This is a genomic window from Methanoculleus sp. (assembly GCF_035363275.1).
In the GTDB taxonomy this organism is placed as follows: Archaea; Halobacteriota; Methanomicrobia; order Methanomicrobiales; family Methanoculleaceae; genus Methanoculleus.
The window spans coordinates 35,678-48,121 of the sequence record NZ_DAOSET010000019.1 but is presented as its reverse complement, the minus strand read 5'-3'; the positions used below and the strand labels follow the sequence as shown (position 1 = coordinate 48,121).

General features: G+C 61.9%; 7 protein-coding genes. 6 read left to right on the top strand and 1 reads right to left on the bottom strand.

The window, feature by feature from the left end; translation table 11 throughout:
* Both mtrA and mtrH read left to right on the top strand, forming a co-directional pair.
* The coding region (gene mtrA / locus PLN84_RS05805; RefSeq protein WP_348531967.1) for a tetrahydromethanopterin S-methyltransferase subunit A at positions 1–734 on the top strand (734 nt) is incomplete at its 5' end.
* A 15-nt stretch (positions 735–749) separates the two neighbouring features.
* Entirely contained in the window at positions 750–1,787 is a 1,038-nt protein-coding gene (gene mtrH, locus PLN84_RS05800) for a tetrahydromethanopterin S-methyltransferase subunit H (RefSeq protein WP_292382364.1), read from the top strand.
* Between the two features lie 164 nt (positions 1,788–1,951).
* Here mtrH and PLN84_RS05795 read toward each other — a convergent pair whose 3' ends face one another.
* Positions 1,952–2,917, bottom strand: coding sequence for an EF-Tu/IF-2/RF-3 family GTPase (locus PLN84_RS05795; RefSeq protein WP_292382366.1), 966 nt, complete (start codon positions 2,915–2,917; stop codon positions 1,952–1,954).
* 152 nt (positions 2,918–3,069) lie between these two features.
* On the opposite strand from PLN84_RS05795, the gene PLN84_RS05790 reads away from it, so the two are divergent.
* From PLN84_RS05790 to PLN84_RS05775, 4 genes are all read left to right on the top strand, one after another.
* Positions 3,070–4,020: an iron chelate uptake ABC transporter family permease subunit gene (locus PLN84_RS05790; RefSeq protein ID WP_292382368.1), complete on the top strand. Its 951-nt coding sequence runs from the start codon at positions 3,070–3,072 to the stop codon at positions 4,018–4,020.
* On the top strand, positions 4,017–5,261 hold the full coding sequence (locus PLN84_RS05785; protein ID WP_292382370.1) for an ABC transporter ATP-binding protein: 1,245 nt from the start codon (positions 4,017–4,019) through the stop codon (positions 5,259–5,261). Before PLN84_RS05790 ends, PLN84_RS05785 begins: the two co-directional genes overlap by 4 nt.
* 408 nt (positions 5,262–5,669) lie before the next feature.
* Positions 5,670–9,338: a PQQ-binding-like beta-propeller repeat protein gene (locus PLN84_RS05780; protein ID WP_292382371.1), complete on the top strand. Its 3,669-nt coding sequence runs from the start codon at positions 5,670–5,672 to the stop codon at positions 9,336–9,338.
* Entirely contained in the window at positions 9,335–12,442 is a 3,108-nt protein-coding gene (locus PLN84_RS05775; protein ID WP_292382373.1) for a helical backbone metal receptor, read from the top strand. Before PLN84_RS05780 ends, PLN84_RS05775 begins: the two co-directional genes overlap by 4 nt.
* Positions 12,443–12,444 lie beyond the last annotated feature (2 nt).

The window sequence follows — 12,444 nt, the reverse complement described above, 5'->3', positions numbered from 1 at the left end:
TTGAGAAGAAATCACCGGCCAGCGGATGGCCGATTGTTCAGGGCGACTTCCACACGGGAGATGCACAGAGTTGCGTCGGCGTCGTCACCATGGGATCCCACCTCGACGAGCAGGGCATCTGCGATGCCGGAGCGGCAATCGCCGGGTCCTGTAAGACCGAGAACCTCGGTATCGAGAAGATCATCGCGAACGTCATCTCCAATCCCAACATCAGGTTCATCCTCTGCTGTGGTACGGAGGTTAAGGGACACCTTTCCGGTCAGAGCTTCATAGCGCTGCATGCCGGAGGAGTCTCCGGCGGTAAGATCGTCGGCGCTCAGGGAGCCATCCCGTTCATCGAGAACCTTACCGACGAGGCGATCAAGCGCTTCCAGGACCAGGTCGAGATGGTCAACATCATGGAAAGCGAGGATATGGGCACCATCAAGGCCAAGATCGACGAACTCAAGGCCAGAGACCCCGGTGCGTTCCCCGCAGAACCCATGATCGTCGAGGTCAAGGAAGCAGGCGGCGCGGCGGAAGTTGCCGCCGCAGGCGCAAACCCACAGTTCCTTGAGATCGAGGAGCGGCTCAACGCTATCGAGGAGAGGATCGAGTTCGTCGATGCAGAGATAGCCCAACGCGTCGGAAGAAAGATCGGGCGCGATATCGGCATCCTGTATGGGCTGGTTGCAGGTTTGATTGTATTCATGATGTTGTTGGTATTACTGCCCAAATTGGTTGGGTACCTGTAAGGAGGATTGACGAATATGTTCAAGTTCGAAAAAGAGCAGACGGTACACGACTTTAACGGTACCATGATCGGCGGGCAGCCTGGTGAATACCCGACCGTGCTCGGTGCATCCATCTTCTACAACAAACACGAGGTTGTTCTGGATGACCACACCGGAAAGATCGACAAGCTGAAAGCAGAGGGGCTCTGGAACCGCTGCCAGGAACTCTCGGACCTTACCGGTATTCCCCACTTCATTCAGATTATCGGGGAATACGGCGAGGCCTTCGAGAGTTACATCGACTGGTTCTGCAGCATCGACGACAAGACCGCGTTCCTGATGGACTCGTCCGTCCCGGCGGCGCTCGCCCATGCGTGCGAGTACGTCACCCAGTCGGGCACCGCAGACCGTGCGATCTACAACTCGATCAACGGTTCGATCGGACCGGAGAACATCGAGGCGCTGGCCAAGAGCGATGTGAATGCAGCCATCGTCCTCGCCTTCAACCCCGCCGACCCGTCGGTTGCCGGCCGTGAGAAGGTCCTGACCGAGGGCGGCGTCGCCGGGCAGGAGATGGGAATGCTCGAGATCGCGGAGAAGTGCGGCATCACCCGCCCGATCCTCGATACCGCAGCAACCCCGCTCGGTCTCGGTTCCGGCGGTTCATACCGCGAGATCCTCGCCTGCAAGGCGATCCACGGTCTGCCGACCGGCGGTGCCTACCACAACATGACCGTCTCCTGGACCTGGCTCAAGCGGTGGAAGGGAACGAAGAAAGTCCCCTCCCAGCAGCTGGCCGGCCTCGAGGGCAAGGATGCCCTCATCGAGCAGCTCACGCACCACTACCTCGGTGGTACGGACGGTATGCGCCAGGCGGCCTGGTCTGCACCCGATATCGGATGCAACATGGTTGCAAGCACGCTTGGTGCCGACCTGATCATGTACGGCCCGATCGAGAATGTCGAGGCGATGATCACCGCACAGGCCTACGTCGATATCGTTGTGCTGGAAGCGGTGCGCGACCTCGGCATCGAGCCCAAGGTCGATACCCACCCGCTCTTCAAACTCGTCTAACCCCCCCTTTTTTTAGGTCGCACGGCTCTTCGCCGTGGTTGCTCCAGCATCACAGACCCGGCGTGACTGGTGCGAGTCTCCGGGTTCACGGGTACGGCAGAGGCCCCCGGGGCCTGATTAAAAATGAGTTGATATCTTTGACGGGATCTTCCCGCCCAAACTGCTCAGGGCAGTTCGATATGTCCGACGATCCGGAGTTTCCCACCCTCGAGATAGTGGAGCACCGCCGTGTCGCCGGGAAGGTAGACGAGATCTTTCTCCAGCACAAGTGAGAGCGTCGGCTGCCGCCAGTTCCCCTCGTCCCGCACGGCCTCCACCCGCGCCGGGATGAACTGCATCCAGTGGCCGATGTGAAGGACCGTCCCCGCCGTGAGCGGCGCCGGCCAATACCTGACCAGGGTCCCCCGCGCCTCAAGGCTCGTCCGGGTCCGGATCGCGGGATCGTTTGAGAGGACAAAGCCGCGGTCAAGGTCGTCGGACTCGACGTTCTTGAGCGCGAGCCCCACACGGTCGCCTTCGGCGGCCCAGTCGAAGTCGTCGTCGTGCTTCTGGATGGACCGCACCGTGATCGGTTGCTCCCCGGGGTAGATCTTCAGGGTATCGTGCTTCCTGATCCCACCCCGCACCACGCCGCCGAGAATAACCGTCCCGATACCGCGGACGTTGAAGTGATGATCGATGGGGATCGTTCCCACAGCACCGGCGCCGGGCGGAACAGGGTGTCGAGCGTGCGCCAGGTCGAGCAGGAGGTCTCGGAGCGCGATCGGGTCAGCGTCTACGAACTCGTAGTGCTCGAGCACCGTTCCCCGGAGAAGCGGCGCGAGGTCACCTGGGGTCAGATAGTTCCGGAGGACGATGTAACCCTGCTTTACCCCTACCTCATCGAGTATCAGCACCCACTCCCCGAGTGTCGGGGTGATCTCGCTCACCACGATGAGAACCGCATCCGCCATCGATGCGGCGTAGAAGAGCGGGGCCAGCCGCTCGGGATACCGGGTCGGTTCGATGATGGTGACGGTATCATCGCCCTTCTTCAGGTTATAGAAGGTGATATCGGATTCCGTGCCCTTCTTCCCGAGGTCTTTGGCGTAACCACCGGGTCCCAGCACAGCAATGTTCAGGTTGCCCATATGGCAGAGAGGTTTGACGGCTCATCGTATCAGGCTTACCCAGATTCCCTCCAATGCACAAGAATCCGGTCAATCTACGTTTCTAGAAACCTGGCGCGCGGCTATACACAAGATAAGTTTAATAAAGTAAAAAATACTTTACTTAACAGAGAATGTCCAGAATCAGGTTGATTGCGATTCCGATACTCATTTGCATCCTTCTTGCCAGCATGATCCTTGCTGTGGCCATCGGACCAACCAACGTCTCGATCGCATCACTCTTCAGTCCGGAGACGGCAGGGATGATCGTCCGGGACGTCAGGCTTCCACGGGTGATCGCTGCAGCGCTGGTCGGTTGTGCGCTTGCCGTGGCAGGCACGGCCATGCAGGGACTGTTCAAGAACTCGATGGCGGATCCCTACATCATCGGCACGTCGACCGGCGGGTCCCTCGGGGCCACGCTGTCCATCGTCTTCCTGGCAGGTGCAGGTTTGCCGGTTCTCGCATTCGCAGGAGCGGCAATCACCACCTTTGCCGTCTACACCATCGCCCGCCAGGGCGGGAAGATTCCCGTCGAGACGCTCCTGCTCTCCGGCGTCGCCCTCTCCATGCTCCTCTCCGCATTTCTCTCGTTCCTCATGTATACCTCCGGACGGAGCCTGCACCAGATCATGTTCTGGCTGATGGGAGGGTTCTGGAATGTCGCATGGGACGACGTCTTCATCGCCATCCTCATCCCGATCGGGTGCGTGGCCATCTACCTCTATGCACGCGATATCAACATCATATCGCTCGGGGAAGAGGACGCGATCCATCTCGGCGTGAATGTCGAACGATTAAAGCGGATCCTCCTCTTTGCGAGCGCATCCCTGACGGGCATAGCGGTCTCTATCGCAGGGGCAATCGGGTTCATCGGCCTGATCACCCCCCACGTGATGCGCCTGATCGTCGGGCCGGACCATCGCATCCTCTTTCCTGCAGCCGCCCTTGCAGGCGGGATCCTCCTCGTCTGGTCCGACACGCTCGCAAGGACGTTCGCGAACGACATGCCGGTCGGGATCATCACCGCCTGCTTCGGCGCACCGTTTTTCATATACCTTCTGCGGAGTCGGATGAGAGCATGAAGCCGGTCGAAATCATCGATATCGACGTCTCTTACGGCGCAAGGAAGATTCTTGAGGCAGTCTCGTTTTACGCGGACAGGGGCGAGATTCTCGGGATCATCGGGCCGAACGGGTCCGGGAAGACGACACTGCTCAAAGCGATGAGCCGGATTGTCGCCCCGGATTCGGGAGAGGTCCGTCTCTCCGAACAGGGCCTGGGCACCTTCAGTTTCCGGGATCTGGCGCAACAGGTCGCCGTCGTGCCGCAGGAGATCTCAATCAGCTTCGATTATACCGTTCGCGAGATCGTCATGATGGGGAGGCACCCCTACATCGGGAGATTCGCTTCCGAGAGATCGGAGGACCTGGAGATCTGTGACCACGCCATGCACCTTGCAAACGTCACTCACATCGCCGGTTCGTCGGTCCACGAGATCAGCGGCGGCGAACGCCAGCGGGTGCTCATCGCGCGGGCGCTCGCACAGGAACCAGAGGTCCTGCTGCTCGACGAGGCCACCTCAAACCTCGATATCAGTCACCAGATCGAAATTCTTAACATCATCAAGGGTCTCACCGAGGATATCACCGTGATCAGCGTCTTTCACGACCTGAATCTGGCTGCATACTACTGCGACCGCCTGATCGTGCTCAAAGACCGGCGGGTCTATGCTGCCGGACCGCCGAAGGATGTCCTGACCCGTGAGACACTCAATACAGTATACGGGATCGATGCACTGGTAAAACCCCATCCCCTGACAGGGAAGCCGTATATCCTCCCTACGTACAAATACGCCGCGAAACGCCAGCCGGAACGGGGCGTGCACGTCGTCTGCGGCGGCGGGACGGGGTCCGATCTCCTCTACGCTCTCCACAAGGAGGGATTCCGGGTGAGCACCGGTGTGCTCAACGTTTTCGATACCGACTATGCAACCGCAACGGCATTGAACATACCCTGCGTTACCGAGGCACCGTTCAGCGCAATCTCTCCGGGCGCCCGCGAGGACCTCGCGCGGTGCATCGCTGCCGCGGATGCGGTCGTCGTAACGGCAATGCCCGTAGGGCAGGGCAATATCGAGAACATCAGGATACTGGAAGGTTACCGGAATAAGCGGATTGTGCTCCTGAACGGCGACACGCACCGGTCCTTCCAGGACTGCACCGGAGGAGAGGCAGAAGCGATCATTTACGGGCTGCTTGAACGGGGGGCGGTCACGGCGGAGCGGATCGAGCAGGTCCTGCAGTTCCTTATGGGGTCGGCGTGACCCGCCGCTGCAGGATCGCGGGTACCGACCGGAGATGATGTGCAAGGGCGTGCCCGGGAAGCAAGAGGGGCGGGCATGGGCTGTTGCCGGTAGTCACATGGAGCCGGTCCGCTGTACGGCTCTGCGTGCCGGGTGCCCTCTCCTGGATCAACCGTATGCGCGCGGCGCCACCCCGGCTGGCGGATCCGGCACAGCCATCCCCCGCATTTCTCCGCGATAACGTCGTCAAATCGGGCCGGAAACTGCCCTGGAAGGCGCGCCGGCATCAGGGCGTCCGGGTGGAGAACCGGCCTGAATACAAATGAAAATTAGTTATTGAAGAATCAATTTGTAAAATTTTATTAAGTTATATCAAGTGTACTTGTACTAATGAAATCAAACGGTTTTAAAATCTCTATCGGGCTTATCATGCTCTCACTCATGCTCGTCGGCGTGGTGAGCGCGGCATACCCGATGTTTCACCACGACGGGCAACGAACCGGCTACGTCCCCGAAGACGGGCCGCAGAACAACACTATCCTCTGGAAGGCCAACCTCGGTGAGTTCGTCGGCGCATCACCAGTGGTGGATGGCGGCCGGGTCTACATCGGGGTCTGGCCGGACATGAACTTTGATTCCGAGGAGGAATATTACCTCTTCTGCCTGAATGCCTCCACCGGCAGCGAGGTCTGGAGGAACCCCCTGGGTGCCGGCGAAGGCACCGTATCCGGCGCGGCCGTCTCCGGCGACAGGCTCTTTGTCGGATGCATGGACGGGAACCTCTACTGTATCGATACCACGGACGGCAGCACGCTCTGGAACGTTCCCGTCGATACCGGGAGAGAAGGCGGTAACTGGCACGGCCTCTCCTGCAGCCCGGTTGTGTACGACGACATGGTCCTGGTGACCTCTATGACCGACGGGACGCTGCACGCCTTCGATCCCGATGGAAACGAAGTCCGGACGTATACCACCGGAAACAAGACGTTTGCCTACTCTTCGCCGGCTGTCGATGCCGCAGGCCGGGCGTACTTCGCCGGCAACGCCGTGACAGATGCCCTCTACTGTATCGACATCGATACCGGTGAGGAGATCTGGAACGTCACTACCGACGGACAGGTAAAGTCGTCGCCGGCGATCGCCGGCAGCATGGTCTATGCCGCGTCGGCAAACCGGCTCTATGCCCTCGACACCGTCACGGGTATCGAGGTCTGGAACAGGTCAGTCAGTGCATCGTGGGGCACGCCCGCCGTTGCCGGCGGCAGGCTCTATCTCGGCACGGCCGACGGGGTCATGCACTGCCGCGATGCAGAGACCGGAGACGAAGAGTGGACGTTTACTGCAAACGGCAGGATCGACACCTCACCGGTTGTTGCGAACGATACCGTCTACTTCGCCTCCAACACCAGGACAGCCACAATCTTCGCGGTTGATACTGCGGGCAACGAAGTCTGGCGGTACGCCACGACCAATTACCTCCAGTCCTCGCCGGCCGTATCGAACGGCATCCTCTACATCGGGTCCGATGAAGGGAACCTCTATGCCTTCGGGGAAGGGCAGGTCCCGGAATCGGCGTTTTCCGGGTGGAGCGGAATGGTGAGACTCGCCGAAGGAGAGACCTTCACGGTCACGCCGTTCAACAACGAGAGCGCCGTCTACACCGTCAACCGGACCTCGGCCCTCGGCGCGCTGGATGCCGCCGCGATCACAGGTGGTTTCAACTACACCCTCAGGGAGGAAACCTGGGGCTCGTACCTCTACTCCATCGCCGGCATCGTCTACAACGAGACCTCCGGGGATTCATGGCTCTACAGCGTCAACAGCGTCGCCGCCACCGTCGAAACGACGGACTACCAGCTCGCCGACGGGGATATCGTCACCTACTGGTATGGGGAGTGGGATTCGACGCCCGATACCGCCGGTACGGTGGTCAACATCACCGTCTCCATCCCGGCAACGCCCACCCCGGCGCCCGGCCTGTGGAGCGGGACCGTGGCCCTGACCAGGGGAGAGACCTTCGCGGTCACGCCGTTCAACAACCAGAGCGCCGTCTACACGGTCAACCGGACCTCGGCCCTCGGAGCGCTGGACGCGGCAGCGACGGCAGGCGGTTTCAACTACACCCTCAGGGAGGAGAGCTGGGGCTCGTACCTCTACTCCATCGCCGGTATCGCCTACAACGAGACTTCCTGGGACTCCTGGCTCTATGCGGTCAACGGGGCGACCGCCGGCGTCGGAGCGGCGGACTACCAGCTCGCCGACGGGGACGTCGTCACCTACTGGTACGGAGCGTGGGATTCGACCCCGGAGACCGCCGACCACGTCATCAACATCAACGTCAACGTCTGCGACTTCGCATGGGAAGGAACAGTCAACCTGACGGACGGGCAAACATTCACGGTCACGCCGCTCAACAACGCGAGTGCCGCCTACACCGTCAACCGGACCTCGGCCCTCGGAGCGCTGGACGCGGCAGCGACGAGAGGCAACTTCAACTATACCCTCAAGGAGGAAAGCTGGGGCTCGTACCTCTACTCCATCGGCGGTATCGCCTACAACGAAACCTCCTGGGACTCGTGGCTCTATGCGGTCAACGGGGTGACCGCCGGCGTCGGAGCAGCGGACTACCAGCTCGCCGACGGGGACGTCGTCACCTACTGGTACGGGGCATGGGATTCGCCACCCGAGAGCGCCGGCGCGGTGGTCAACATCACCGTCTCCATCCCGACAACGCCCACCCCGACACCGGGAGGGGAGGGAGGAGGAGGCGATTCGCCGGCCTCCTGGATCACCGTCACCCTCGAATCAGGTAAGTTTAACATCACCGCGGCAAACAGCGGAAAGACCTACACGGTCGGCCGGCAGACAGCACTGGGTGCCCTCGATGCGACGGGAACCGCCTATACCGTCGACGACTCGTACTACCGGGAGTACGGGTCGCTCTTCCTCAACTCCGTCAGGGGCAGAGCAGGCACGGGGACGAAGGGCTGGATGTACCAGGTGAACGGCGAAAGCCCCGCCGTCGGTGCAAACACATATGCGCTCGCTAACGGCGATGAAGTCGTCTTCTTCTGGAGCGAGGGGATGAGTTCGACCCCGGCGACATCGTCGGACATCGTCCCGATCAGGGTTACGATCCCGGCATCGGCCGGCAGTTCGGAATCGAGTTCGTCGGGCGGCGGTTCCGGTTCGTCGGGTTCCGCATCGGACACCGTAACCGAGGGCTCCAATAAGCCGGGAGCGGCAATCCCGTCGTTCTTCCTCGGGCTGCCGGCCGGGGCCTTCGTCGAACTCGGGGAGTGGGGTCAGGTCTTCTCGTTTTACACCGGCAGCGGGAACACGTCCGCGGAGCAGGTCACCGTATCGGGGAACTCCTTTATCATCAAGCGGAACGGGCTGACCATGGTCCTTACCGCCCGGAACATCAACGAAAAGGAAGGGACGGCCACGGGCCTGATCGAGAGCGTCACGGCATCGATCGAGCCCGTCACGGCTAACATCAGCTCGATAGGTCTCGTCGCCGCATCGCTGGACCTGAACCTCACCGGCATACCGGGAGACGGCCGCATCGAGATCTCCATCACCGAGACACCCGATGCAGGTGCGGCAAGTGCCTTCCACCTCGCCGCGGCAGAGAACGGTGAGGAGATCGATGCTCTTGCCTATACCATGACCGTCACGCGGACCAACCTGGAGAACGGCGAGGATATCGCCGGAGCGGTGATCCGGATGACCGTAAGCCCCACGTGGGTGGAAGAGCACGGCGGCGTGGACGCCGTCAGGATCGCACGGTCTGCGGAGGACGGCAGATACGAGGTACTCGAAACCCGGCCTGCCGGGACCGACAGGAACGGGAACCTGATCTTCGAGGGAATCTCACCCGGCGGCCTCTCGGCCTTCGGCCTGCTGACGGTCACGGCAGCGCCCGCGGCACAGAATATCCCGGTGAGCACCGCTACCGCTGCCGCCTCCGGTGCACCGACCGCAGCCGGAACGCCTGCGCCTGCAGGAGCATCACCGCTCATCATCGCCGGCACGGGCATGGCCCTGCTCATCGGAGCGGCATACCTCTTCATCGAGCGGAGGAGAAGACAATGAAGCGGATCGGCAGCATCCTGCTCATCCTCCTCCTCTGCATCGCCTCCTGCGGCGCCTATCCACTGAGCACGGGCGACCCGGCCGTCCAGACCTCCCTGGACTATCTCCGCGCCTGCCAGAAAGACGATGGGGGTTTCGGGGAAGCCGGGCGCGAGAGCAGCCCGGGCACGACGTCGTGGACGATCATGGCAGCCGTCGCTGCGGGCGAAGACCCGCGGATGTGGGTGAAGAACGGCAACTCGACCATCGATTACCTCCGGTCGATGAACGACGACATCCTGGCAAAAGGAGGGACTGTCGATATCGCGCGCACGATCCTGACGCTGGTTGCAGTCGGGGAAGACCCCCGCGCCTTCTCCGGGACCGACTACGTTGCTGAACTGAAGTCGCGGGTGAAGTCCGACGGACAGGCCGGGGACCATGTTTACACGACAATCTGGACGATCGTAGCCCTCGCCTCCGCCGGCGAGGATGCCGGGAGATCGGCCGGGTGGCTGATGTCACGGCAGAACGCCGACGGCGGCTTCCCCTGGACGCCGGGTGCCGAGAGCGACCCCGACGACACGGGTGCCGCACTCGAGGCGCTCGCGGCGGCAGGCATCCCCCACGATGCAGCCGCGGTGCAGAACGCGCTCGCATACCTGAAGGGAATGCAGCAGGAGAACGGCGGTTTCCATTACGGGGGAACGAGCGCCGCAAACGCTGCGTCGGATGCCTGGGTCATTCAGGGCATCGTTGCCACGGGAGACAACCCCGCGAACTGGAGAGCGGGTGAGACGAGTGTGGTGGACCACCTTGCCGGCCTGCAGAACCCCGACGGTTCGTTCCGCTACACGGCGTACGTGACCGACAATCCCTGCGGCATGACTGCAAGCGCAATTCCCGCACTCCTCGGGCGACCATACCCCATACTCCCTTCTCCGACGGTGCACTCGCCGTCCGCCACACCCACGCCGGGCATCATGGCCGCCGCCCCTACCACGACCCCGGCCGGGACGTACGCTCCGGCAGCGACGGACGCGGCCGGGAGAGCCGTGACGGTGACCGACGACTATGGGGAGATCGTCACGATCCGGGGCCTGCCGCAGAAGATCGTCTCGCTCGCACCATCCAATACCGAGATCCTGTATGCCCTCGGCCTTGAGGACCGGATCGTCGGCGTCACCGACTACTGTAACTACCCGCCAGAGGCCGCCGGCAAACTGAAGGTCGGCGGATACAGCACCATCAACATCGAGAAGGTGCTCGCAACCGAACCGGACCTGATCTTCGCCGCTACCGGCAACACCGAAGACGTGGTCAACCGCCTGAGAGTTCTCGGGATGACCGTCGTCACCCTCAACCCGCAGACGGTCGACGATGTCCTGCGGGACACCGAACTGGTCGGAGTGGCTACCGGGCAGGAAGAGCGGGCAGCGGCGTGCGTTCGGGAACTGCAGGCCCGTATTCAGGCGGTGACCGATACGACAGAGGCCCTGGCGGAGAGACCGTCCGTCGCCCATGTCGTCTGGTACGACCCGATCTGGGTCAGCGGCGGGGCAACATTCCAGGACGAGGTGATCACGATGGCCGGGGGGACCAATGCATTCGGTTCGACAGAGGGGTGGGGCATCGTCGGCCTCGAAGAGTTCATCACCACGAACCCGGAGTACATCTTCGTCAGTTCGGGTACCGGCATGAGCAATGGAGGATACGACATCGTCTACGACTACTTCATGAACGAGCCCCGGATGCAGAGGCTCGATGCGGTCAGAAACGGCCACGTCTACGTCGTCGACGCTGACATCATCAGCCGCGGAAGCCCGCGGATCGTGGATGCGCTGGAAGAGGTGGCGGCCACCCTCCACCCGGACCTCTTTGATGCGGGCATCCCCGAAGAGACTCATGCGGCCCAGTCGCCGGGTTTCTGCACGATCTTGCCTGCCTTTGCGCTGCTCACCGTTCTCCTGATCAGGGCAGGTAAGAAGGACCGGTGCGGAATGCGGTGGAACCAGATCTTACCCATTTTCTTCGTGGTTATCGTCGCGAGCGGCCTTGCGTACCCGGTCCTGGGGCAGGCGCTCTCCGGCGAAGAACTCTGGCGAGCGGAACTCGGCAACCGGATTGCGGCGGCCGCACTCGCAGAGAGCGGTCTCTACGGTGCCGTCACCACAGAAGAGAGCATCCACCTCTATGACCAGAAAGGCACAATGCTCTGGAGTTACCCAGTATCCTGCAGCAGATGCGTGGCCATCTCCTCCGACGGCGAATGCATCGTAGCCGGGGGGGACCACCTCCTGCTGTTCGACCGGAAAGGCGAGGTGCTCTGGCGTTCCAGACCGGAATCCCGGGTGCAGAGCGTCGCTATCGCCGCAGACGGGCGTACGATCGGTGCAGGGATCGGCACCATGCTCCGGGTGTTCTCCCAGGACAACGGACAAACGATTGCCAACGTCTCCTGGTCCTTTGATACCGGAGATCCGATCGAGAGCGTATCGATCGACGGCGACGGTTCGAGCATCGTTGTCGGCGACGGTCAGGGGAACATATATCTCTTCAGCAGGGAAGGCCGGCTTCTCTGGAACTACAGGACGGGCAGCAACGGCATCCGGGTTGCCATCTCCCGCGACGGTTCGACGGTTGCCGCAGGATCGGCCCAGCAGGTTACATATCTCCTCAACCGGAACGGACGGCTCCTGTGGAAATCTCCACTACAGGAGCGGATCGCGGATGTATCGATCTCCGGAGACGGGTCGACTCTTGTGCTGGCAGGCAGTGGGATCACCCTATTCAACCGGAACGGAGAGAACGTGTGGACGCACCCAACGGAGGAGGAGATCAGGTGTGTCTCGGCTCAGTCGTCCGAAACAACACAGATCCTTACCGGCGCACTCGATGGGACCGTGTCGCTGCTTGAGGTGCAGCCGGAACCCCTCCGTGCCGAGACGCTCGACATGCCGTTGCCGGAGGCAACTCTTATCGGTGAACTGTCGCGCACTGCCGCTGTCTCCGATCAGGAGCACGCAGCTCCGCAAGAGGGGATGGCGCTCTCTCCGGCAGCGCCGGTTACGGCAGGCGTGTGCTTTGTCGCCGCGCGGGCCTGGTGGAGGAGAGGGAAGCGGTAGGT